This is a genomic window from Kitasatospora sp. LaBMicrA B282, assembly GCF_050325825.1.
In the GTDB taxonomy this organism is placed as follows: Bacteria; Actinomycetota; Actinomycetes; order Streptomycetales; family Streptomycetaceae; genus Kitasatospora.
The window spans coordinates 34,168-55,462 of the sequence record NZ_JBNQTI010000039.1 but is presented as its reverse complement, the minus strand read 5'-3'; the positions used below and the strand labels follow the sequence as shown (position 1 = coordinate 55,462).

Genomic DNA, 21,295 nt, shown 5'->3' with positions numbered 1-21,295 from the left:
CGCCGCCCCCGCCACCAGCGCGGCCGGCAGCGGCTCGGTGCGCCCGCTCGGCGCCGGGGCCGGCTTGCCCTCGGCCGCCGCCCGCGCCGCCGCCGCCATCTCGGCCGCATCGCCGAACCGCTCCTCGGGCAGCTTGGCCAGCGCCTTCGCCAGCAGTGCGCGCACCGGCTCGGCGAACCGTTCCGGCAGCTCGGGCGCCGGCTCCCGGACGTGCTTGAGCACGATCTCCAGGGCCGTCTCACCGGTGAACGGCGGCTCGCCGACCAGCATCTCGTAGCAGAGCACGCCGATCGAGTAGAGGTCGGAGGCCGGTACCGAGGCCTTGCCCTCGGCCCGCTCGGGGGCCACGTAGAGCGCGGTGCCGAGCACCGCCTGGGAGGAGGTGAGCTTGGTCCCGGCCATCGCCCGGGCGATCCCGAAGTCGGTGACCACCACCCGGCCGTCGTCGCGCAGCATCAGGTTGGAGGGCTTGATGTCGCGGTGCACGACGCCGCGCCGGTGGGCGGTGTGCAGCGCGTCCAGCGCTTGGGCCAGGATGTCGAGGCCGCGCTCGACCGGCAGCGGGCCGCTCTCGGCCAGGGCCTCGTCCAGCGGCCGGCCGGTGATCAGCTCCATCACGATGTAGGCCAGCCGGGTGTCGGGGTCCGCCTCGCCCTCGCCGTAGTCGTGCACCTCGACGATGCCGGGGTGGCTGAGCGAGGCGAGCAGCTTGGCCTCGCGGCGGAACCGCTCCATGAAGGTGCGGTCCTCCAGCAGCGCCGGCAGCAGGATCTTGACCGCCACCGCGCGCTCCAGCACCTCGTCCTCGGCGCGCCAGACCTCGCCCATCGCGCCGCCGCCGAGCCGCTCGGCCAGCGTGTAGCGGCCCCCGAGGACCGTCCCCCGTCCCCACATGCCCCGTCTCCCCTGTCAGGCGCGCCGTTGACTGAACGTCAGTCAACGAAGCCAGTCTGCCAGAGCCCTCCCCACGGTCCAAGCTGGACTATGGCCAGATGTTCTACGGTCAGGCGTTCGATGGGGGACGCGGTCCATCCGCCCGGGACCCAGGACGCGACGACGATCAGAACACCACCAGCGACCGCGCCCCCCGCCCCGCGCGCATCTGCTCGAACGCGGCCGGGATCTCCTCCAACGTGATCCGGTCGCTGACCAGCGCCTCCAGGTCCAGCCGGCCGGCCCGGACGTGCTCGGCCAGCACCGGCAGGTCCTTCGCCGGGTCGCTGTTGCCGTAGACGCACGCGGTCAGGGTGCGGGCGAAGTGGAAGAGCTCCAGGGCGGAGAAGGAGACCTGGTCGTCCTTGCCGCCGATGCCGACCACCGTGGTCCGCCCGCCGCGCCGGGTGCTGGACCAGGCGGTGCGGATGGTGCTGCCCCGCCCGACGCACTCGATCGCGTGGTCGGCGCCGTGCCCGTCGGTCAGCTTCCGCACCGTGCGGGCCACCTGGTCGTCGGCCACCACGAAGTCGGTGGCGCCGTGGCGGCGGGCCAGCTCCTCCTTCTCCGGGCTGACGTCGACCGCGATGATCTGCCCCGCCCCGGCGATCCGGGCCGCCTGGAGCACCGCGAGGCCCACCCCGCCGAGCCCGACGACCAGCACCGACTCGCCGGCCCGGACCCCGGCGGCGTGGTGCACCGCGCCGTAGCCGGTGAGCACCGCGCAGCCGAGCAGCGCGGCCGAGGTGAGCGGGATGCCGGCCGGCAGCGGCAGCAGGGCGCGCTCGGGCACCACGGTCTCCTCGGCGAAGGCGGCCACGCCCAGGCCCGGGTGCACGGCGGTGCCGTCGGCCAGCGTGCCGTAGGGCTCCAGGTAGCCGTCGGCGGCCCGCTCGCACAGCCACGGTTCGCCCAGCCCGCACAGGTGGCAGCCGCCGCAGGCCGGTGCCCAGTTGAGCACCACCTGGTCGCCGACCCGGTAGCCGGTGACGCCCTCGCCGACCGCCGTCACGGTGCCCGCGCCCTCGTGGCCGAGCACCACCGGCACCGGCGCCCGCAGGATGCCGGTGGCCAGCGACAGGTCGGAGTGGCAGACGCCGGCCGCGGCGAGCTTGACCCGGACCCGGCCGGGGCCCGGCTCGGGCAGCTCGATCTCGGTCAGCTCCAGCGGAGCGCCCACGGCGGTGAGCAGGGCGGCGCGAACCATGGCCATGCCTTTCAGTGGTCGGAGCGGCCGTTCCGCTCGGTGGTCGGAGCGGCCGTTCGGCGGGCGGAAGGGATCAGAACTGGAGCGACTTGGTCTGCAGGAACTCCTCCAGGCCGTGTCGCCCGAGCTCCCGTCCGACCCCGGAGGACTTGTAGCCGCCGAACGGCGCCAGCGGGTTGAAGGCGCCGCCGTTGATGTGCACCTGGCCGGTGTCCATCCGGCGGGCGAAGGCCACCGCGGTCGCCTCGTCGGCCGCCCAGACCCCGCCGGCCAGGCCGTACTCGGTGCCGTTGGCGATCTCCAGGGCGTGCTCCTCGTCCCGGTAGGCGAGGATCGACAGCACCGGGCCGAAGATCTCCTCCTGGGCCACCGTCATCCCGGGGGTGACGTCGGCCAGCACGGTCGGCTGCACGTAGTAGCCAATGGGCAGGTCGGCGGGGGCCTCGGCGCCGCCGGCCGCCAGCCGGGCGCCCTGGGCCAGGCCGCTCTCGATGTAGCCGCGCACCCGGTCGCGCTGCTTGGCGTTGACCACCGGGCCCATCCGGGTCCCGACCGCGCCCGGGTCGCCCGGCCGGTACTTGGCGGCGGCCTTGGCGGCCAGCTCGACGGCCTCCTCGTACTGGTCCTGGTGCACCAGCAGCCGGGACCAGGCGGTGCAGGTCTGGCCCGAGTTGGTGAAGACGTTGGCGGCGTTGACGTTCACCGCGCGGGCCAGGTCGGCGCCGGGGAGCACCACGTTGGCGCTCTTGCCGCCCAGCTCCAGGGCGACCTTCTTGATCCCGCGCCCGGCCGCCTCGCCGATCGCCCGGCCGACCGCGGTGGAGCCGGTGAAGGAGACCAGGTCGACCTCCGGGTGCGCGGCCAGCGCCGCGCCGGCCACCGCGCCGACGCCGGTGACCAGGTTGAAGACGCCCGCCGGGAAGCCGGCGGCGGCCACCAGCTCGGCGAAGAGCCGGGCCACCAGCGGGGTGTCCTCGGCGGGCTTGAGCACCACCGTGCAGCCGGCCGCCAGTGCCGGCACCACCTTGGCGACGATCTGGTGCAGCGGGTAGTTCCACGGGGTGATCGCGGCGACCACACCGGCCGGCTCGGCGAGGACGGTGGAGTTGCCGACCGTCTCCTGGAACTCGTAGCCGGCCAACAGCTCCACGTAGGAGGAGGCGACGGCGACCGGCAGCCCGGCCTGCACGGTGCGCGCGAAGCCGATCGGGCTGCCCTGCTCGGCGCTGATCAGCGCGGCGATCTCCTCCTGCCGCTCGACCAGGCCGTCGCGCAGCCGGGTCAGCGGGGCCAGCCGCTGCTCGCGGGTGGTGGTGCCCCAGCCGCGGGCGGCGGCCCGGGCGGCGGCCACCGCCGCGTCGACGTCCGCGGCGGTGCCGGCCGGCACGGTGGCGATCGGCTGCTCCGTGGCGGGGTTGAACACCGTCAGCGCTTCGCCGCCCAGGCTGGGCCGCCAGCTGCCGTCGATGTACTGGTCCGCATGCTGCTGCACGGGATGGTCCTCTCTTCGCCGAGCTACCGGGGAGTTAACTACCACTGCTAGTCAACGCCCCGGCTGCCGTCCCGCGCAAGCATGCCACCCGGCCTACATCGGGGTGACGTAGGCCCCCGAGATGCCGCCGTCCACCAGGAAGGTGTTGGCCGTCATGAACGAGGAGTCGTCGCTGGCCAGGAAGGCGACCGCGGCGGCGATCTCGCTCGGCTCGGCGAACCGGCCCAGCGGGATGTGCACCAGCCGGCGGGCGGCCCGCTCCGGGTCCTTGGCGAACAGCTCCTGCAGCAGCGGGGTGTTCACCGGCCCCGGGCAGAGCGCGTTCACCCGGATCCCCTCCCGGGCGAACTGCACGCCCAGCTCGCGCGACATCGACAGCACCCCGCCCTTGGAGGCCGAGTAGGAGATCTGCGAGGTGGCCGCGCCCATCACCGCGACGAACGAGGCGGTGTTGATGATCGAGCCCTTGCCCTGCCGCTGCATGTGCGGGATGGCGTACTTGCAGCAGAGGTACACGCTGGTCAGGTTGACGTCCTGGACCCGCTTCCAGGCCTCCAGGCCGGTGGTGAGGATCGAGTCGTCGTCCGGCGGCGAGATGCCGGCGTTGTTGAAGGCGATGTCCAGGCGGCCGTACTCGGCCACCGCCGCCTCGAACATCCCCTGCACCGCGGCCTCGTCGGTGACGTCGGCGCGCACGAAGAGCCCGCCCACCTCCGCGGCGGCCGCCTTGCCCGTGGTCTCGTCCAGGTCGACGCAGACCACCTTGGCACCCTCGCTCGCCAGCCGCCGGGCGCTGGCCAGCCCGATGCCGCTGCCGGCTCCGGTGATCACGGCCACCCGGCCGTCCAGACGGTTGGTCATCGCTACTCCTCCGTGGAGATGAAGACGTTCTTGGTGTCGGTGAAGGCGGCCAGCGCGTCCGGGCCGAGCTCGCGGCCCAGGCCCGACTGCTTGAAGCCGCCGAAGGGCGTGGTGTAGCGGACCGAGGAGTGCGAGTTGACCGACAGGTTGCCGGCCTCCACGCCGCGCGCCACCCGCAGCGCGCGGCCCACGTCCCGGGTCCAGATCGAGCCGGACAGGCCGTACTCGGTGGCGTTGGCGATCCGCACCGCGTCCGCCTCGTCGGTGAACGGGACCACGGCCAGCACCGGCCCGAACACCTCCTCGGTGAACACCCGCGAGCGCGGGTCGACCGGGGCGACCACGGTGGGCGGGAACCAGAAGCCCTTGCCGCCGGGGACCTGGCCCTGCAGGTGGATGGAGACCTCGTCGGTCAGGTACCCGGCCACCCGGGCGTGCTGCGCGGCCGAGATCAGCGGTCCCATCTCGGTGGCCTCGTCCAGCGGGTCGCCCACCTTGACCCCGAGCACCGCCGGCTCCAGCAGCGCCAGGAACTCGTCCAGCACGCTCTCCTGCACCAGCAGCCGGGACCGTGCGCAGCAGTCCTGCCCGGCGTTGTCGAAGGCCGCGTACGGCGCGGTGGCGGCGGCCTTGGCCAGGTCGGCGTCGGCGAAGACGATGTTGGCGCTCTTGCCGCCGAGTTCCAGGGTGACCGGCTTGACCTGCTCGGCGCAGCCGGCCGCGATCTCCTTGCCCACCCGGGTGGAGCCGGTGAAGACCACCTTGCGCACGTCCGGGTGGGTGACGAAGCGCCGGCCGACCACCGGACCGCGCCCGGGCAGCACCTGGAAGACGCCCTCGGGCAGCCCGGCGGCCAGCGCGAGTTCGGCCAGCCGCAGCGCGGTGAGCGGGGTCAGCTCGGCCGGCTTGAGCACCACGGTGTTGCCGGCGGCCAGCGCCGGGGCCAGCGCCCAGGCGGCGATCGGCATCGGGAAGTTCCACGGCACGATCACCCCGACCACGCCGAGCGGCTCCTGGAAGGTGACGTCGATGCCGCCGGCCACCGGGATCTGCCGGCCGAACAGGCGCTCCGGCGCGGCGGCGTAGTACTCCAGCACGTCGCGCGCGTTGCCCGCCTCCCAGCGGGCGTTGCCGATGGTGTGGCCGGCGTTGGTCACCTCCAGCTGCGCCAGGTTCTCCCGGTCGGCGTCCACCGCGGCCGCGAAGGCGCGCAGCAGCCGGGCCCGGTCGGCGGGGGCGACGGCGCGCCACCGCTCGAAGGCGGCCCGGGCCCGGGCGATCGCGGCGTCGGTGGCGGCCGGGCCGGCCAGCTCGACGGTGTCGATCACTTCCTCGGTGGCCGGGTTGACCACCTCGAAGAGGTCGCCGTCCTCCTCGATCGTCGATGGTTGGGTCACGCGGGCTTCTCCTCGAGGGCGTTGACGAAGGATCGGAAGATTCTCGGGTCGGCCGGGTCGGCTTCGGGGTGCCACTGCAGGCCGATCGCGAAGCGCGCGCCCGGCACCTCTATCGCCTCCACCATCCCGTCGCTGCTGTGCGCCACCGCGCGCAGGCCCGCGCCGAGCTCGTCCACCGCCTGGTGGTGGTAGCAGAGCACCTCGGCGCGCGGGCCGAGGATCCTGCCGACCAGGCTGTCGGTGGCGATCCGCACCTCGCGGCGGTGGAAGGTGGCCCGGGCGATCTGGTGGGTCCGGTCGCCGGTGCGGTCCGGCAGGTGCTGCACCAGGGTGCCGCCGCGCAGCACGTTGAGCACCTGCAGGCCGCGGCAGATGCCGAGCACCGGCAGGTCGCGCACCAGCGCGGCCTCGGTCAGGGCGAGCTCCCAGGCGTCGCGCTGCGGGCGCGCGGTGCCGGTGTGCGGGTCCGGCGCGGCGGCGTAGCGGGCCGGCTCGATGTCCGGTCCGCCGGCCAGCACCAGGCCGTCCAGCCGGGCCAGCAGCGCGTGCGGGTCGCCGACCGGCTGCGGCGGGAGCAGCACCGGCACCGCACCCGCGGCGCTGACCGCGGTCACGTACAACGCCGGGAGCACCGCGGCCGGTTGGTCCCAGACCCCCCAGGCGCTCTGCTCCAGATAGGTGGTGATCCCCACCACCGGCCGCCCGGTCACAGCCGCTCGAATCCGCGCCGCCGCTCCCAGTCGGTCACCGCCGCCTCGAAGGCGGCCAGTTCGACCCGGCCGGCGTGGCTGTAGTGGCGCACCACGTCCTTGCCGAAGGCGAGCGCGGCCACCTCGCTGGCCTCGAAGGCGGCTACCGCGTCGCGCAGCGTGGCGGGCACCCGGGGCGCGTCGGAGGCGTACGCGTTGCCGGTGAACTCCGGTTCCAGCGGCAGCTGTTGTTCGATGCCGTGCAGTCCGGCGGCGATCAGCGCGGCGACCGCCAGGTAGGGGTTGACGTCGCCGCCGGGCACCCGGTTCTCGAACCGCAGCGAGGCGCCGTGGCCGACCACCCGCAGCGCGCAGGTGCGGTTGTCCCGGCCCCAGGCGATCGCGGTGGGCGCGAAGCTGCCCGGCACGTAGCGCTTGTAGGAGTTGACGGTGGGGGCGAGCAGCAGCGCGAAGTCGGACAGGCAGGCGAGTTGGCCGGCCAGGAAGTGCTCCATCACCCGGGAGAAGCCGTGCGGCCCCTCCCCCGCGAAGGCCGGGGCGCCGTCGGCCTCCCGCAGACTGAGGTGGATGTGGCAGGAGTTGCCCTCGCGCTCGTCGTACTTGGCCATGAAGGTGAGGCTGACGCCCTCCTGGGCGGCGATCTCCTTGGCGCCGGTCTTGTAGACCGCGTGGTCGTCGCAGGTGCGCAGCGCGGTGGCGTACTTGAAGGCGATCTCGTGCTGGCCGAGGTTGCACTCGCCCTTGGCCGACTCCACGGTCAGCCCGGCGCCGGCCATCTGGTTGCGCAGCCGGCGCAGCAGCGGCTCGATCCGCGCGGTGCCGAGCAGCGAGTAGTCGACGTTGTACTGGTTGGCCGGGGTCAGCTTCCGGTAGTCCTGGTCCCAGGCCTGCTCGTAGCTGTCCTTGAAGACGATGAACTCCAACTCGGTGCCCACGTGGGCCTGCCAGCCGTAGCCGGCCAGCCGGTCCAGCTGCCGTTGCAGCACCTGGCGCGGCGAGACCGCCACCGGGGTGCCGTCCGCGCGGGCCACGTCGCACTGCACCATCGCGGTGCCGGGGTGCCAGGGCAGCAGGCGCAACGTGTCCAGGTCGGGCACCAGCTCGAGGTCGCCGTAGCCGTTCTCCCAGGAGGAGACCTCGTAGCCGTCCACCGTGTTCATCTCGACGTCCACGGCCAGCAGGTAGCCGCAGCCCTCGGCGTGCCGGCCGAGCACGTCGGTCAGGAAGTAGTCGGCGGCCAGCCTCTTGCCCTGCAGGCGGCCCTGCATGTCGGTCATGGCGAGCACCACGGTGTCGATGCTGCCGTCGGCGACGCCGGCCTTGAGCTGGTCGACGGTCAGCCGGGCGCTGCTGCTCATCCGTTCTCCTCCCGGGGAGTTCCGTCCTGCAGGTCGTGGATGCGCGGGCCGGTGAACCAGCGCCGCGCCGAGGCGAACCACCAGAGGGCCGCGAAGCCGAGCACCACCGCGATGGCGACGCTGGTGTAGTTGAAGTTCTGGGCGGTGATCGGGTCGAGCGTGGGGAGCATGAAGAGCACGGTGATCAGCGCGGTCCAGCCGACCGCGATGCCCCCGATCACCCGGCTGTACCGGCCCAGGTGCCAGGGGCCGCGCTGGAACGCCTCGCCCTGGCGCAGCCGCAGGTAGACCGGGATCACGTAGGCGAGGTAGAGGCCGATCACCGAGACCGAGGTGACGGCGTTGAACGCGGTGGTGTTCCACAGGGCGGGCAGGCCGAGCAGGAAGGCGCCGCCGGTGGCCAGCCAGATCGCGTTGGTGGGGGTCTGGGTGCGGGCGTCGATCCGGTGCCAGAGCCGGGAGCCGGGCAGCGCGCCGTCGCGCGAGAAGGCGTAGATCATCCGGGAGTTGGCGGTGACCGAGGCCATGCCGCAGAAGAACTGCGCGCCGATCACGATGACCAGCAGGAACTCGGCGCCGTGCCGGCCGATCGCGTCGAGGAAGATCTGTGCGGGCGGCTCGCCGGTGCTGCTGTTCACCTCGCCGTTGTAGTCCTGGATCGCGAAGGTGAGGCCGATCAGCAGGATCCAGCCGGCCACCAGCGAGACCAGGATCGAGTTGACGATCCCGCGCGGGCCGGAGCGGGCGGCGTCCCGGGTCTCCTCGGTCATGTGGGCCGAGGCGTCGTACCCGGTGAGGGTGTACTGGGCGAGCAGCAGGCCGAGCAGGGCCACGTAGAAGGAGCTGTGGAAGCCGGTCTGGTTGACGAACTTCCCGAGCACGAAGGAGACCGAGGCGTGGTGCTGCGGCAGCACCGCGAGCGCACCGACGATGATCGCCACGCCGAGCAGGTGCCACCAGACGCTGACCGTGTTGAAGAGCGCGACCAGGCGCACCCCGAAGCTGTTCAGCACCCCGTGCAGCAGCAGGATCACCGCGAAGATCTCCACGGTGTGCACGGTGCTGGCCTGGAGGCCGAAGGTGAGGTCGAGCAGGGCGTTGGTGAAGGTGGCCGCGCCGTAGTCGACGCTCGCGGTGACCGCGACCTGGCCCATGAAGTTGCACCAGCCGGTGAACCAACTCGCCGCCGGGGCGTTGCCGCGGGCGAGTTTGGCGGCCCAGTAGTAGAGGCCGCCGGCGGTCGGGTAGGCGGAGCAGATCTCGGCCATCGCCAGGCCGACGCAGAGGGTCATGGCGCCGACCAGCGGCCAGCCCCAGGTGATCAGTGCGGGGCCGCCGGTCACCATGCCGAAGCCGTAGAGGGTCAGGCAGCCGGAGAGGATCGAGACGATCGAGAAGGAGACGGCGAAGTTGGAGAAGCCGGAGAGCGAGCGGGCCAGTTCCTGGGTGTAGCCGAGTTCACGCAGCCGCCGTTCGTCGTCGGTGAGCTCGGCGGAACCCGTGGTGGAGACCCTACTGGTAACACTGCCGGAAACGGACGGCAACGCAGGCGGGGGAACCTGGTCGACCGGGTACTGCTCGGAGGACATGCGCACCCCTTGGGGGTTCGGTGGGGGATCCGAAACGTGCGCCCACAGCACTGTGGCGGTCAATGGCCCGGAAACAGACCTTTGGCGTACCGCGCATGCTTCCGCCTCCGCCCGCACCACGTCAAGAGGGGCATGCCCGCCGGCGCCAGCTCGTACCTCGGTACGATTTCCGGATGGCACGAGTAGCCGAGGGCGACCCGCGGTTCGACTGGCAGGGCGGCGCGATCTTCCGCCCCGTCCGGACCGGCAACGCTTTCGAGGAGACCGTCGAGCGGATCCTGGAGGCGGTGAAGCTCGGCGTCTTCGGGTACGGGGACCGACTGCCGGCCGAGCGCGACCTGGCCGTCCGGCTCGGGATCAGCCGCGAGACGCTGCGCGAGGCGATCCGCTCGCTGCAGGAGGCCGGCTGCGTGGAGTCGCGCCGCGGGCGCTACGGCGGCACCTTCGTCACCTACCGGCTGCCGGCCCCCGACCTCGGTGAACTGCGCCGCGCGGTCCGGGACATGGGCGCCGAGCTGGAGGACGCCCTGACCTTCCGGATGGTGCTGGAGACCGGCGCCGCCGAGCAGGCCGCCCGGCGCGAGCTGACCGAGGAGCAGCGCAGCTACCTGGAGCACCGGCTGGCCGAACTGGAGGGCGCCGACACCGAGGAGTACCGCCGGCTGGACTCGCGCTTCCACCTGGCGATCGCCGAACTGACCGGCTCCCCCTCACTGGCGGCCGGGGTGGCCGAGAGCCGGATGCGGCTCAACGACCTGCTGAACGCGATACCCGTGCTGGACCGCAACATCGAGCACGCCTCGCACCAGCACCGGGCGATGGTGGCGGCGATCCTGGCCGGCGACGTGGCGGGCGCGCGGCGCTCCACCGAGGAGCACCTGGCGGCGACGGCGGCACTGCTGCGGGCCTTCCTCCGCTGATCCGACCCGTCCGGGCCGGCCCCCGACAGCTACCGCGGGGCGGTGTTGGTGGTGTCGCTCGAGGTGTGGCCGTCGGTGTTCACGTACTCGTTGGTCAGGTCGGCTGCCAGCCCCAGCACCAGGAAGGCCACCAGCAGCACCTTGCCCCAGGTGCCCAGCACCAGCGGCCGGCTGGCCGAGGCGGGCAGCTCGCCGCCGGGCACCGGCGGCTCCTCGCCGAACAGGCCCTTGGGGTAGGCGCTGGTGACCAGCAGCGCGTAGGCGCCGAACCGCATCCGGTACCGGACGAAGGCGGCCGTCGCCTCGAAGACCGGCCGCGGCAGCCGGCCGGTGACCAGCACCCAGAGCCAGAGGAAGAAGGCGAGCACGAACCAGCCGGAGCCGAGCAGGCTGTTGATCACCGCGGCCGGGATCAGCAGGACCAGCCGGAAGAAGACCGCCGCGCGGTTCAGCCGCCCCGGCCGGAGCTCCACCTGGACCGGGTAGTCCGGCCGCGGGCGCAGCGAGAACGGCGGGTAGCGGTCGACCAGCAGCGTGGCACTGGCCATCACCCGACTGTCGTAGCCCACGTAGTGGACCAGGTAGCGGGCGATCGGGCCGGGCAGCTGCGCGGTGAAGAGCGCCGCGAACCAGCCGATCACCACCGCGACGACGGCCCCGACGGAGAGCACCCAGAGCACGATCAGCTGCGGGACCAGCAGCAGCCAGCGGAACAGCACGGTCAGCCGCCGCTGGCGGCCGGGGGCGGGCAGGTCGAGGATCGGCAGGAACTCCGGCGGGCCGGGTTCCACCGGCATCGTCCACCCGCCCGGGACCGGCGTCTGCGCCATGACCTGCTCCTTCGGCTCGCTCTTCCCTGACGACGCTCGCAGGCGCACCGCGCTCCGGCATCTCCACGGGGTCCGGACGGGGCGGGGCCAGTGCGGTGGGGCCGCGGTAGGGCCACGGCGGCGCCCGACCGGCCGTCCGACTGCCGCACCAACTGCACCCCCTGAATTGGATTCCAAAATGCCAATTGCTAGAGTCGAGCCGTGCGCCTGACCAAGGGAACCGACATCGCCCTGCGGATCGCCATGCGACTGGCGGTCCTGGAGGGCCAGAGTCCGACCACCCGGGAGGTGGCCGCAGCGGTGGACGTCCCGTACACCCACGCGGCCAAGGTGGTCAGCCGGCTGCAGCACCTCGGCGTGGTGTCGGCCCGCCGCGGTGCCGGTGGCGGGCTGTCACTCACCACCGCCGGGCGGACCGGCTCGCTCGGCCAGCTCGTCCGCGACCTGGAAGGCGCGGGTGACGTGGTCGGCTGCGAGGACGATCCGCCCTGCCCGCTGCGGGCCGCCTGCCGGCTGCGCGGCGCGCTGCGCACCGCCCAGGAGGCCTTCTTCCAGGCGCTGGATCCGCTCTCGATCCAGGACCTGGTGGCCCCGCCGACCGGTCCGGTGCTGCTCGCACTGAGCGCCCGACCGGCCGACTGAGCGGAGCCACCCCGCCCCGCCCCGCTCCGCCCCACCCCGTCCCACCCGAAGCCCGCACGACCGTGGCCGTGCGGGCTCCCCCCCGGCGCGCAAATACGAATCTGATCTACCAGTTAGGAGTCCGACATGCTCTCGTCGCAGTCGGCAGTCCTCATCCGAGCCACCCTGCCCGCGGTCGGCGGCGCGATCGGGGAGATCACCCCGCTCTTCTACCGCAGGCTCTTCGCCGCCCACCCGGAGCTGCTGCGCGACCTGTTCAACCGGGGCAACCAGGCCACCGGCACCCAGCAGCAGGCGCTGGCCGGCTCGATCGCCGCCTTCGCCACCATGCTGGTCGAGCACCCCGAGCAGCGCCCGGACGCGATGCTGAGCCGGATAGCCCACAAGCACGCCTCACTGGGCATCCGGCGCGAGCAGTACCCGATCGTGCAGGAGCACCTGTTCGCCGCGATCGTCGAGGTGCTCGGCGCGGCGGTCACCCCCGAGGTGGCGGCGGCCTGGGACGAGGTCTACTGGCTGATGGCCAATGCACTCATCGCCCTCGAGGACCGGCTGCGCACGCAGGCGGAGGCGACGGCCGGCCCTGCGACGGGCGCGCAGGCGGCGGCCGGGCACTGGCGCAGCTGGCGGGTGATCGGGCGGCAGCAGGAGACGGCCGAGGTGGTCAGCTTCCTGGTCCGCCCGGTGGACGGCGGCCCGCTGCCCACGGTGCGGCCCGGCCAGTACGTCTCGGTGCAGGTCGAACTCCCGGACGGCGCCCGGCAGATCCGCCAGTACAGCCTCTCCGGACAGAGCGACGAGGCGCTCCGCTTCACCGTCAAGCGCGAGGCCGGCACGCCGGGCCCGGCGGGCGAGGTCTCCGCGTTCCTGCACCGGCACGCGCAGGTGGACAGCGAGCTGCGGCTGAGCCCGCCGTTCGGCGACGTGCACCTGGACGAGGCCGGCGAGGGCCCGGTGCTGCTGGTCTCGGCCGGGATCGGCTGCACCCCGATGATCGGCATGCTCGGTCACCTGGCCGCCACCGGGTCGACCCGCAAGGTGATCACCGCGCACGCCGACCGGACCGAGCAGAGCCACGCCTTCCGGAGCGAACTGGCCCAGCTGACCGAGAAGTTGGCCGCTGCCGAGGCGCACGTCTGGTACGAGCAGCCGGCCGATCCCGACTGGCCCGCCGAGCGCACCGGACTGATCGACCTCACCGCCCTGGAGCTGCCCGCCGGCACCACCGCCTACCTCTGCGGCCCGCTGCCCTTCCTCCGCGCCGCCCGCAGCCAGCTGCTGACCGCCGGCCTGCCGGCCTCGGCGATCCACTACGAGGTCTTCGGCCCCGACCTCTGGCTCGCCACCACGGTCTGAGCAGGGCCCGCCCCCGGGGGATCACCCCTGGGGATCAGCCGGGGCTCAGGGCCTCGCGGATCCGGCGGGACGGGCTGAAGGAGTACAGCTCCAGGATGTCCGGCGGGTCCACCAGGCCCGGGCCGCCGGCCGCGACCCAGGCGGTGATGTCGCGGGCCGCGTCCGCGTCGTTGACGAAGCCCAGCCAGACCGGCCGGCCGCCGGCCCGCCGGCCCTGCGGGGAGGGCTGGACCACGATCACGTTAGCCCGGTCGCAGGCGTCCAGGCAGTCGACCGGGCGCACCTCGGCGACGCCGGCCAGGCCGGCCCGCAGGTCGACGAGCTGGGCGGCGTGGTCGATGCCCGAGACCTTCGGGGTGCCGCAGCAGCAGCCCCGACAGACGCTCACCGTGCAGCGGCCCTCCCGCCGTTCGTCCGCCCGCCCGTCCTGCTTCGCCCCGCCACGCCCCTTGGTCACCGGGGCACCGTACCCCACCCGCGCCGGACCTGGTGACATGAACAGCTATTCATGCAGGCAGCCGTCCGACCAGTGATCAGTATGATGGTCCGCATGGGTCATGGAGGAGCCGCCGCAGCGGCCGCCGAGCGCACCACCCCGCGCGTCCGGCTGGACGCGGCCAACGCCGCCAAGGTGGCCGCCACCCTGCAGGCCCTGGCCACCCCGTCCCGGCTGCTGATCCTGGCCCGGCTGCGCGAAGGGCCGTGCCCGGCCACCGAGTTGGCAAAGGCGGTGGGGCTGGAGCAGTCCGCCTGCTCGCACCAGCTGCGCCTGCTGCGCAACCTCGGCCTGGTGGTCGGCGAGCGCAACGGCCGCTCGATCGTCTACGCGCTGCACGACGACCACGTCGCCGCCCTGCTCGACCAGGCCGTCTACCACGTCGAGCACCTGCGGCTCGGAATCACCGATGCGGAACGCGGTGAGCCGACGGGCTGAGGCCGGCGCACACCGCTCGCCACTCGGTGCCGGTCAGGGTCGACGACGCCAGCGACTGCGGCGCACCCGGCTCCAGAACCACCCCGCCGGCGGCCGGTCCGAACGCCACGGCTCCGGCTGCGGCGGCTCGCGCCGCCAGCGCGCGGCCAGCATCCGGGCCCGCCCCGAGGGCTCGACCACCGGCGCGGCCCGGACGAAGGCCTCGTCCAGCACCACCTGGTCCCAGTCGCCGCCCGACCCGCCGCCCGCCGCCGCGCCGAACCCGTCGGACGGCGCGTTCGCGCTGCTCATCGACCCACCACCCGTCCTGCCGACCGTCCCGTGCACCACCGCCGCCCCACCGGCCGCGGCTGCCCGGTACAACGCACACCGACGCGCCACCGTGCCCGGGCCGCTGGACGAACCCCAGCCCGCCCTGGATGATCAACCGATGATCATCCCCGAGCATGTCGTCGAAGCCCAGCTCACCGCCTACAACGGCCACGACCTCGAAGCCTTCGCGGCGACCTACGCACCCGACGTCCGCATCAACCGCCGGGACGGCAGCCACCTGGCCGGACGCGAGGCGCTGCGGGCGGCGTACGCCGACATGTTCGCGAAGGGCCGCTGCCGGGCCGAGATCGTCGGCCGGCTCACCGAGGGCGACTGGGTGGTGGACCACGAGATCGCCCACGGCATCGCGGACGACCCCGTCCGGGTCCTGGTCGCCTACCGGGTCCGCGACGGCCTGATCGACCGGGTCGACTTCCTGGGCTGACCGTCCGCGGGGGTGACCGAACTCCCCCAGCCGGCCGCCGCCGAACGGGCTCGCCAGCCGGCCGCCGGCCCGACCGGAGCGGTCAGGCCGCCGCCTTGAGCACCAGGCGCAGGCGCTCCAGCACGGCGACCCAGCGGGCCTGTTCGCCCGAGTCCGCCCAGAGCTCGGCCAGTTCGCTCTCCGCGCCGGCCACCCGGTCCAGCACGTCCAGCGCGAGGCCGGCGTACTCGGGACCGAGGAGCGGGATCGCGGATCGCGGCGCGTAGGCCGGATCGATCGGCTCGCCGCCCGGGCACTGCGCGGCGACCAGCGCGGCGGCGGCCACCGCCTGCGCACCGTCCTCGCCGTCCAGGTAGCCCCCGGCCAGGGCCCGGTCCAGTGCGGCCCGCAGCAGGGCGGGGCGCTGGTCGGGCGCGACCTCGTCCAACTGGCAGGAGAAGTCGGCGGCGGTGTCGTTGTCGAAGGGTCCGGCATCCCAGGTGCCCATGACGGCTCTCCTCGTCCGATCAAATGTTCGATTCGGATCCAGCCTTGCACCGATCACTGACAATCGCACGTTTGATCGAACGAGACGCCTGTCACCTGGGCGGGCAGACCGTCACGACGAGAGGCGGGTCGCGATCCGGACGAGGTCGGCGACGGCCCTGGAGCGGCTCTGCGGCGGCCAGGCGATCACGGTGGTGACCTTCGGCGCGTCCAGCACCGGCACGGCGGCGAGGTCGTCGTGCAGCTGGGAGCGGCACGACTCCGGCGCGACCGAGCAGGCCCGGCCGAGCGCGACGAGCTGCAACAACTGCGCGTGGTCGCGGACCCGGGGGCCGGGGCCGGGCGGGTAGCTGCCGTCGGGCCTGGGCCAACGGGGCAGGGGCAGCCCCGGGAGCCCGGCGAGGTCGGCCATCCGCACCTGGGCCCGGGCGGTCAGCGGATGCCCGGCCGGCAGGACCACCACCTGACCCTCGGTGCCGAGCTCCTCCACGTGGAGCCCGGCCGTCGAGTCGAACGGCCGGTGCAGCAGCGCCACGTCGGCCTGGCCCTGGCGCAGGAACCGCTCCTGCTCGCCCGGGCCGCACAGGATGACCTCCACGGGCACCGCGCCGGGTTCGGCGGCGTACGCGTCGAGCAGGTTCGCCAGCAGTTCACGGGACGTGCTGGCCTTGGTGACCAGGACCAGGCCGGGGCCGTCGGTCGTGGCGAGGGCCGCACGCCGGGTCCGGCGTTCGGCGGCCTCGACCGCTTCCAGGGCCGCCCGGCCCTCGACCAGCAGCACCGCGCCGGCCTCGGTCAGCGTGACGGTGCGGCTGGTCCGATCCAGAAGCGGTACCCCGAGCCGCCGTTCGAGCTGCTGGATCGCCCGTGACAGGGGCGGCTGGGCGATCCCGAGGCGCTGCGCGGCGCGCCCGAAGTGCAGTTCCTCGGCGACAGCGACGAAGTACCGCAGTTCCCGCGTCTCCATGCGGCCACGCTATCCCGGATCAATACCCGGACGGTATCGATGGCCACCCGATCGGTCTTGGACGACGACCCGGGGCCGGGAGCAGCATGATCCCCATGAGCGAACGAACGATCGCGCTGGTGACCGGCGCGAACAAGGGAATCGGCTACGAGATCGCCGCAGGCCTGGGGGCCCTCGGCTGGAGCGTCGGCGTCGGCGCCCGCGACACCGAGCGCCGCCAGGCCGCGGTGGAGCGACTGCGCGCGGCCGGCGTCGACGCGTTCGGCGTACCCCTGGACGTGACCGACGACGCGAGCGTGACCGCTGCCGCACGGCTGATCGAGGACCGGGCCGGACGCCTCGACGTGCTCGTCAACAACGCCGCCATCGCCGGCGGCGTGCCGCAGGAGCCCACCCGGGTCGATCCCGCCACCATCCGCACGGTCGTGGAGACCAACGTGATCGGCGTCATCCGCGTCACCAACGCGATGCTGCCACTGCTGCGCCGTTCCGCCGCACCGCGGATCGTGAACATGTCCAGCAGCGTCGGCTCCCTCACCCGGCAGTCCGGAGCCACCGGCGAGCAGGCAGCCGGTCCGGTGGCCGTGGCCTACGCGCCGTCGAAGACGTTCCTGAACGCCGTCACACTCCAGTACGCCCGGGAGCTGAGCGGGACGAACATCCTGATCAACCTCGGCTGCCCCGGCTACGTCGCGACCGACCTCAACGGCTTCACCGGGGTGCGCACCCCCGAACAGGGCGCGGCGATCGCCATCACCCTCGCAACACTGCCCGACGACGGCCCGACCGGTCAGTTCTTCGAGGACACCGGCGTCGTGCCCTGGTGATGGACACGGCGGCCGGCTGACTCAGCCACAGCACTCCGGCCCGCCCGCCGCCGGCGTCACACGGCGCGCCCGGGCGGGCCGGCCGGGCGGCCCTCCAGCACGGTGAACCGGATCCCCGCCGCCCGCAGCCGTTCGATCAGCGGCTCGCCCATCGCCACGGCGGGGGTCAGCTGGCCCGCGGTCGGTGGCAGGTCGTCGAAGGCCAGGCAGAGCGCGGACTCGGCGAGCATCTTCGCCGTCTCGCCGTACCCCGGATCGCCGCCGGAGACCTCCGTCCGGATCCGGGCGCCGCCGCTGCGCGCCACGAACCGCACGGTGAACCAGCTGCGCGCCCGGGCCGCCGCGTCCGGCCCCTGGCCCGGCTGCCAGATCCTGGACAGCGCCTTGCGCAGCACCGGGAGTTGGGCCGCGCCGAGCAGCACGGAAAGGCCGACGGTGGCCCCGAGGGCGACCGGCAGGCGCTTGACCGCGGCGTAGTGGCCGTAGCGGAAGTCGGGGCCGTACTCGGAGAGCGCCGCGGCCGAGCGGCCGACGATCTGCGGGTCGATGGTCGGCAGCGGCAGCGCCCAGGCCCGGGCCTCGCCGGACCAGCGCGGCCGGTCCGGCGAGAGCCGGATCCGCCGCCCGGCCGGCCGCTGCTCCACCGCGCGCCGCTCCCGACCCGCCCGCAGCGCCGCCCGCGGCCGGCCGACCGCGGTCAGCATGGTGGCGACGGTGCCGCCGGAGGGCCGGCCGCCGGCCCGCACGTAGCCGTGCACCTCGACCGGCTGCTCACGGTGCTCGGCCGGCAGCGCGCCGACGGTGAAGAGCACCCCGAGGTCGTGCGGGATCGAGTCGAAGCCGCAGGCGTGCACCAGCCGGGCGCCGGTGGCGCGGGCCCGCTCGTGGTGCAGCAGGTACATCCGGTCGACGAACTCGGGCTCACCGGTGAGGTCGACGTAGTCGGTGCCGGCCGCCGCGCAGGCACCCACCAGCGGCTCGCCGTAGCGCAGGTAGGGGCCGACGGTGGAGATCACCACCCGGGCCGCCCCGGCCACCTCGTGCAGTGCCGCGCGGTCGGCGGCGTCGGCGGTGAGCAGCGGGAGGTCGGCGAGGTGCGGGTGCTCGGCGGCCAGCGCCCGGCGCACCTCGGCCAACTTCGCCGGGTTGCGGCCGGCCAGCGCCCAGCGGCAGTCGGCGGGGGCGGTGCGGGCCAGGTACTCGGCGGTCAGCCGGCCGGTGAAGCCGGTGGCCCCGAAGAGCACGAGGTCGAACCGGCGCCCCTCGGCGGGGGCGGAGTCCGAGCCGGAGGCCGAGTCCGAGTCCGGGCCGGAGCCGGGGCCCGCGGGGTCGGTCGAGTCGTTGCTGCCGGGCGCGTCGTCCATGGTGATCCCTACTGGCCGGTACAAGGAGCGCCCACGCTAAGGAGCACACAACAGGGGTGTCAACGCCCCGCGCCTGCACACCTTTTCCGCCGCCGTCCCGGAACCTGCAGCGCCGCCCGGCCGCCGGTCAACTGTTCGCCAAATCTGCCAACTGTCGCTTCTCATGGTATTGCTGACGAACCCGGCGATGCGCTTTGATGAGCAGCGGTCAAACGGCCCTCCGGAAGCAGCCCCCCGGCAACCCCACGACGCCGGCCCCGGTACACCGGACCTGCCCCGACCACGCTCGTGCGCTGCCGCCCGGCACTGCGGCGCGGACACGCACCGGTGCACGCCCAGCACCTGCACCGGTCCACCCCGACTCGACGACCTCGGTCGGCCGGCGACCGGCTGTGCTGCCCCTTTTGTCCCCCACTGCACCAAAAGGAGCCAGGGATGCGCGACATGCGCGAAAACCGTACCCCCACCGCCCGCCGGTCCCGCCGGCTGCGGCACCTCGCCGTGGTGGCCGCACTCGGCCTCGGCGGCCTGGTCGGCACCGCCACCAGCAGCAGCGCCGCCACCACCGCCCCGCTCGACCCGAGCGTCCACCTGGTCCGCACCCACGGCCAGGTGATGAAGGTACAGACCCACGGCCGGCACGGTGTGGTCCCGATGCGCGGCGCGCACACCGCCATGCCGCAGAGCCGGACCACCCCCGCCGCTGCCGGCAACCTGGTCTACGGCGGTGGCCCGGTCCAGCACCAGGTCAGCGTCTACCTGGTCTTCTGGGGTAACCAGTGGGACAGTGACGGCAACGGCGTCCAGCAGTACGAGACCAACCTGTTCAGCGGCCTCGGCACCTCGCAGGACACCTGGTCCACCGTCACCTCGCAGTACACCGACAACAGCGGCGCCGGCCCCTCCTTCAACGGCGCGGTGCTCGGCGGCACCTGGGTGGACGACTCGGGCTCCGCCCCGGCCTCCGCCCAGCAGGCCGACATCGCCGCCGAGGCCAACGTCGGCGCCCAGCACTTCGGGGTCTCCGGCCCGGACGTGCAGATCGTGGTGATGAGCCCGAGCGGCACCTCGCCCGACGGCTTCCCCAACTCCGGCTTCTGCGCCTGGCACGACTACAACGGCAGCGTCTCCTACACCAACATGCCGTACGTGCTGGACGCCGGCTCGAGCTGCGGCGCCAGCTCGGTCGGCAACCAGCTCGACGGCTTCAGCATCGTCGAGGGCCACGAGTACGCCGAGTCGATGACCGACCCGCAGCCGTCCAGCGGCTGGGTGGCCTCGGACGGCGAGGAGGACGGCGACCTGTGCGCCTGGCAGAACCTGGGCGACATCTCGCTGCCCAGCGGCAGCTTCGCGATGCAGCCGACCTGGAGCAACGCGGCCGGCGGCTGCGCGATGTCGAGCTGAGCCGGAGCCGGAACCGCACTGACGTCGAGTCGACGTCCGGCCGGTGCCGGAGCGCGGGCCGCTGACCGACCTCCGGGCCGGTGGCGACCGGGCGGGCGGCGGCCGGGGCACAGCCGGGCCGGTGGTCGGGACCTTGGGGCCGGGGTCCCGCCCGCCGGCCCTTCGGCCTGCCCCTCGGCCCAGCTACCCGTCGACTGACCGCGCCCCCGGTCAGCCGGCCGTCCACGCCAGCAGCCGCTCCACCTCCCAGGTGGTCACCACCCGCTCGACCGGCACCCCCGCCTCGGCGGCCCGGGCGCAGCCGTAGTCCTGCCAGGTGAGCTGCCCCGGCGCGTGCGCATCGGTGTCGAGCGCGAACAGGCAGCCCGCCGCCACCGCCTCGCGCACCAGCGGGACCGGCGGATCCTGGCGGTCCAGCCGGGAGTTGATCTCGACCGCGGTGCCGTGCTCGGCGCAGGCCGCGAACACCGCGGCGGCGTCGAAGGCGGACTCCAGGCGCGGCTTCTCCCCCAGCCGCCGCCCGGTGCAGTGGCCGAGCACGTCCACCAGCGGATTGCGCACCGCCGCGAGCAGCCGCCGGGTCATCGGCCCGGCCGGCATCCGCAGCTTGCTGTGCACCGAGGCCACCACCACGTCCAACTCGGCCAGCAGCTCCTCCTCCTGGTCCAGCGAGCCGTCCTCCAGGATGTCGCACTCGATCCCGGTGAGCAGCCGGAACGGCGCCAGCTCGCGGTTGAGTGCGGCCACCACGCCCAGTTGCTCACGCAGCCGCTCGGCACTCAGTCCGCGGGCCACGGTCAGCCGCGGCGAGTGGTCGGTGAGCACCGCCCACTCGTGCCCGATCGCCCGGGCGGTGCGGGCCATCAGCTCGATCGGACTGCCGCCGTCCGACCAGTCGGAGTGCAGGTGGCAGTCGCCGCGCAGGGCGGCGCGCAGCGCGCGGCCGGCCGGGTCGAGTTCGGCCAGCGGCGCGGCGGCGCGCTGTTCCAGCTCGGCCAGGTAGTCGGGCACCCGGCCGTCGCGGGCCTCGGCGACGACCGCGGCGGTCACCGGTCCGAGCCCGGGCAGCGCGGCCAGGCCGGCGGTGGTGCGGGGCAGCTCGGTGCGGCCGCGCAGCGCGCCGGCCGCGGTGCGGAAGGCCTGCACCCGGTAGGTCGAGGCCTGCTCGCGCTCCAGCAGGAAGGCGATCCGCTCCAGCGCCTCGATCGGCGTCGGCGGGGCCGCCGCGCCCGACTGCTCCGGCGAGTCCGTCACCCGC

22 protein-coding genes are annotated in these 21,295 nt (G+C 73.8%); 7 read left to right on the top strand and 15 right to left on the bottom strand.

The genetic code is table 11. The annotated features are described in order from the left end of the window. From ACQRUO_RS13975 to ACQRUO_RS13940, 8 genes are all read right to left on the bottom strand, one after another. A partial coding sequence (locus ACQRUO_RS13975; protein WP_428316188.1) for a protein kinase domain-containing protein occupies nucleotides 1–894 on the bottom strand: 894 nt, incomplete at its 3' end. A 166-nt stretch (nucleotides 895–1,060) separates the two neighbouring features. Then, on the bottom strand, nucleotides 1,061–2,140 hold the full coding sequence (locus tag ACQRUO_RS13970; RefSeq protein WP_428316189.1) for a Zn-dependent alcohol dehydrogenase: 1,080 nt from the start codon (nucleotides 2,138–2,140) through the stop codon (nucleotides 1,061–1,063). A gap of 73 nt (nucleotides 2,141–2,213) precedes the next feature. Then, the gene (locus tag ACQRUO_RS13965) at nucleotides 2,214–3,632 is read right to left on the bottom strand and encodes an aldehyde dehydrogenase family protein (RefSeq protein WP_428316187.1); all 1,419 of its coding nucleotides are present in this window, start codon (nucleotides 3,630–3,632) and stop codon (nucleotides 2,214–2,216) included. Nucleotides 3,633–3,725: 93 nt separating this feature from the next. After that, the gene (locus ACQRUO_RS13960; RefSeq protein ID WP_428316186.1) at nucleotides 3,726–4,493 is read right to left on the bottom strand and encodes a 3-oxoacyl-ACP reductase; all 768 of its coding nucleotides are present in this window, start codon (nucleotides 4,491–4,493) and stop codon (nucleotides 3,726–3,728) included. Between the two features lie 2 nt (nucleotides 4,494–4,495). Continuing rightward, nucleotides 4,496–5,890 carry an aldehyde dehydrogenase family protein gene (locus ACQRUO_RS13955; RefSeq protein WP_428316185.1) on the bottom strand — a complete coding sequence of 465 codons (1,395 nt, stop codon included), beginning with the start codon at nucleotides 5,888–5,890 and terminating at the stop codon, nucleotides 4,496–4,498. Continuing rightward, on the bottom strand, nucleotides 5,887–6,600 hold the full coding sequence (locus ACQRUO_RS13950; protein WP_428316184.1) for a gamma-glutamyl-gamma-aminobutyrate hydrolase family protein: 714 nt from the start codon (nucleotides 6,598–6,600) through the stop codon (nucleotides 5,887–5,889). Before ACQRUO_RS13950 ends, ACQRUO_RS13955 begins: the two co-directional genes overlap by 4 nt. After that, nucleotides 6,597–7,958, bottom strand: a complete 1,362-nt coding sequence (locus tag ACQRUO_RS13945) for a glutamine synthetase family protein (protein ID WP_428316183.1) — start codon at nucleotides 7,956–7,958, stop codon at nucleotides 6,597–6,599. The genes ACQRUO_RS13950 and ACQRUO_RS13945 overlap by 4 nt, the downstream gene beginning before the upstream one ends. Continuing rightward, complete coding sequence (locus tag ACQRUO_RS13940; protein WP_428316182.1) at nucleotides 7,955–9,547, bottom strand: amino acid permease; 1,593 nt, start codon at nucleotides 9,545–9,547, stop codon at nucleotides 7,955–7,957. Before ACQRUO_RS13940 ends, ACQRUO_RS13945 begins: the two co-directional genes overlap by 4 nt. A 173-nt stretch (nucleotides 9,548–9,720) precedes the next feature. Between ACQRUO_RS13940 and ACQRUO_RS13935 the strand changes: the two genes are divergently transcribed. Beyond that, on the top strand, nucleotides 9,721–10,467 hold the full coding sequence (locus ACQRUO_RS13935; RefSeq protein ID WP_428316181.1) for a FadR/GntR family transcriptional regulator: 747 nt from the start codon (nucleotides 9,721–9,723) through the stop codon (nucleotides 10,465–10,467). A gap of 29 nt (nucleotides 10,468–10,496) precedes the next feature. On the opposite strand, the gene ACQRUO_RS13930 is transcribed toward ACQRUO_RS13935, so the two are convergent. Beyond that, on the bottom strand, nucleotides 10,497–11,297 hold the full coding sequence (locus ACQRUO_RS13930) for a DUF4389 domain-containing protein (RefSeq protein ID WP_428316180.1): 801 nt from the start codon (nucleotides 11,295–11,297) through the stop codon (nucleotides 10,497–10,499). A gap of 201 nt (nucleotides 11,298–11,498) precedes the next feature. Here ACQRUO_RS13930 and ACQRUO_RS13925 point away from each other — a divergent pair, with 201 nt between their 5' ends. Both ACQRUO_RS13925 and ACQRUO_RS13920 read left to right on the top strand, forming a co-directional pair. Then, entirely contained in the window at nucleotides 11,499–11,939 is a 441-nt protein-coding gene (locus tag ACQRUO_RS13925; protein WP_428316179.1) for an RrF2 family transcriptional regulator, read from the top strand. A gap of 126 nt (nucleotides 11,940–12,065) precedes the next feature. Continuing rightward, nucleotides 12,066–13,295, top strand: a complete 1,230-nt coding sequence (locus ACQRUO_RS13920; protein ID WP_428316178.1) for a globin domain-containing protein — start codon at nucleotides 12,066–12,068, stop codon at nucleotides 13,293–13,295. A 34-nt stretch (nucleotides 13,296–13,329) separates the two neighbouring features. On the opposite strand, the gene ACQRUO_RS13915 is transcribed toward ACQRUO_RS13920, so the two are convergent. Then, a complete protein-coding gene (locus ACQRUO_RS13915; RefSeq protein WP_428316177.1) occupies nucleotides 13,330–13,752 on the bottom strand; it encodes a (2Fe-2S) ferredoxin domain-containing protein in 423 nt (140 codons plus the stop codon). A gap of 93 nt (nucleotides 13,753–13,845) precedes the next feature. On the opposite strand from ACQRUO_RS13915, the gene ACQRUO_RS13910 reads away from it, so the two are divergent. Next, the gene (locus ACQRUO_RS13910) at nucleotides 13,846–14,229 is read left to right on the top strand and encodes an ArsR/SmtB family transcription factor (protein WP_428316176.1); all 384 of its coding nucleotides are present in this window, start codon (nucleotides 13,846–13,848) and stop codon (nucleotides 14,227–14,229) included. 33 nt (nucleotides 14,230–14,262) lie between these two features. Here the strand turns inward: ACQRUO_RS13910 and ACQRUO_RS13905 are convergent, their stop codons facing one another. After that, nucleotides 14,263–14,520, bottom strand: a complete 258-nt coding sequence (locus ACQRUO_RS13905; protein ID WP_428316175.1) for a hypothetical protein — start codon at nucleotides 14,518–14,520, stop codon at nucleotides 14,263–14,265. Nucleotides 14,521–14,659: 139 nt separating this feature from the next. Between ACQRUO_RS13905 and ACQRUO_RS13900 the strand changes: the two genes are divergently transcribed. Further along, nucleotides 14,660–14,986 carry a nuclear transport factor 2 family protein gene (locus ACQRUO_RS13900; protein ID WP_428316174.1) on the top strand — a complete coding sequence of 109 codons (327 nt, stop codon included), beginning with the start codon at nucleotides 14,660–14,662 and terminating at the stop codon, nucleotides 14,984–14,986. An 82-nt stretch (nucleotides 14,987–15,068) separates the two neighbouring features. On the opposite strand, the gene ACQRUO_RS13895 is transcribed toward ACQRUO_RS13900, so the two are convergent. Together ACQRUO_RS13895 and ACQRUO_RS13890 are read right to left on the bottom strand one after the other, a co-directional pair. Continuing rightward, nucleotides 15,069–15,473, bottom strand: a complete 405-nt coding sequence (locus tag ACQRUO_RS13895) for a DUF4259 domain-containing protein (RefSeq protein WP_428316173.1) — start codon at nucleotides 15,471–15,473, stop codon at nucleotides 15,069–15,071. A 111-nt stretch (nucleotides 15,474–15,584) separates the two neighbouring features. Continuing rightward, complete coding sequence (locus ACQRUO_RS13890; RefSeq protein ID WP_428316172.1) at nucleotides 15,585–16,439, bottom strand: LysR family transcriptional regulator; 855 nt, start codon at nucleotides 16,437–16,439, stop codon at nucleotides 15,585–15,587. A gap of 95 nt (nucleotides 16,440–16,534) precedes the next feature. Here ACQRUO_RS13890 and ACQRUO_RS13885 point away from each other — a divergent pair, with 95 nt between their 5' ends. Further along, a complete protein-coding gene (locus ACQRUO_RS13885; protein WP_428316171.1) occupies nucleotides 16,535–17,266 on the top strand; it encodes an SDR family oxidoreductase in 732 nt (243 codons plus the stop codon). Nucleotides 17,267–17,322: 56 nt separating this feature from the next. On the opposite strand, the gene ACQRUO_RS13880 is transcribed toward ACQRUO_RS13885, so the two are convergent. Then, the gene (locus ACQRUO_RS13880) at nucleotides 17,323–18,630 is read right to left on the bottom strand and encodes a saccharopine dehydrogenase family protein (RefSeq protein ID WP_428316170.1); all 1,308 of its coding nucleotides are present in this window, start codon (nucleotides 18,628–18,630) and stop codon (nucleotides 17,323–17,325) included. Nucleotides 18,631–19,074: 444 nt separating this feature from the next. Here ACQRUO_RS13880 and ACQRUO_RS13875 point away from each other — a divergent pair, with 444 nt between their 5' ends. After that, nucleotides 19,075–20,037, top strand: coding sequence for a hypothetical protein (locus ACQRUO_RS13875; RefSeq protein ID WP_428316169.1), 963 nt, complete (start codon nucleotides 19,075–19,077; stop codon nucleotides 20,035–20,037). A gap of 210 nt (nucleotides 20,038–20,247) precedes the next feature. Here ACQRUO_RS13875 and ACQRUO_RS13870 read toward each other — a convergent pair whose 3' ends face one another. Beyond that, nucleotides 20,248–21,291: a PHP domain-containing protein gene (locus ACQRUO_RS13870; protein WP_428316168.1), complete on the bottom strand. Its 1,044-nt coding sequence runs from the start codon at nucleotides 21,289–21,291 to the stop codon at nucleotides 20,248–20,250. Nucleotides 21,292–21,295: the final 4 nt, after the last annotated feature.

What these genes read in the sequence shown, in the direction of transcription:
- ACQRUO_RS13880 (WP_428316170.1), bottom strand. Translation starts at nt 18,630, where the DNA reads ATGGACGACGCGCCCGGCAGCAACGACTCGACCGACCCCGCGGGCCCC.
- ACQRUO_RS13875 (WP_428316169.1), top strand. Translation starts at nt 19,075, where the DNA reads ATGCGCGAAAACCGTACCCCCACCGCCCGCCGGTCCCGCCGGCTGCGG.
- ACQRUO_RS13935 (WP_428316181.1), top strand. Translation starts at nt 9,721, where the DNA reads ATGGCACGAGTAGCCGAGGGCGACCCGCGGTTCGACTGGCAGGGCGGC.
- ACQRUO_RS13905 (WP_428316175.1), bottom strand. Translation starts at nt 14,520, where the DNA reads ATGAGCAGCGCGAACGCGCCGTCCGACGGGTTCGGCGCGGCGGCGGGC.
- ACQRUO_RS13970 (WP_428316189.1), bottom strand. Translation starts at nt 2,140, where the DNA reads ATGGTTCGCGCCGCCCTGCTCACCGCCGTGGGCGCTCCGCTGGAGCTG.
- ACQRUO_RS13895 (WP_428316173.1), bottom strand. Translation starts at nt 15,473, where the DNA reads ATGGGCACCTGGGATGCCGGACCCTTCGACAACGACACCGCCGCCGAC.
- ACQRUO_RS13945 (WP_428316183.1), bottom strand. Translation starts at nt 7,958, where the DNA reads ATGAGCAGCAGCGCCCGGCTGACCGTCGACCAGCTCAAGGCCGGCGTC.
- ACQRUO_RS13960 (WP_428316186.1), bottom strand. Translation starts at nt 4,493, where the DNA reads ATGACCAACCGTCTGGACGGCCGGGTGGCCGTGATCACCGGAGCCGGC.
- ACQRUO_RS13910 (WP_428316176.1), top strand. Translation starts at nt 13,846, where the DNA reads ATGGGTCATGGAGGAGCCGCCGCAGCGGCCGCCGAGCGCACCACCCCG.
- ACQRUO_RS13940 (WP_428316182.1), bottom strand. Translation starts at nt 9,547, where the DNA reads ATGTCCTCCGAGCAGTACCCGGTCGACCAGGTTCCCCCGCCTGCGTTG.
- ACQRUO_RS13920 (WP_428316178.1), top strand. Translation starts at nt 12,066, where the DNA reads ATGCTCTCGTCGCAGTCGGCAGTCCTCATCCGAGCCACCCTGCCCGCG.
- ACQRUO_RS13890 (WP_428316172.1), bottom strand. Translation starts at nt 16,439, where the DNA reads ATGGAGACGCGGGAACTGCGGTACTTCGTCGCTGTCGCCGAGGAACTG.
- ACQRUO_RS13930 (WP_428316180.1), bottom strand. Translation starts at nt 11,297, where the DNA reads ATGGCGCAGACGCCGGTCCCGGGCGGGTGGACGATGCCGGTGGAACCC.
- ACQRUO_RS13900 (WP_428316174.1), top strand. Translation starts at nt 14,660, where the DNA reads ATGATCATCCCCGAGCATGTCGTCGAAGCCCAGCTCACCGCCTACAAC.
- ACQRUO_RS13885 (WP_428316171.1), top strand. Translation starts at nt 16,535, where the DNA reads ATGAGCGAACGAACGATCGCGCTGGTGACCGGCGCGAACAAGGGAATC.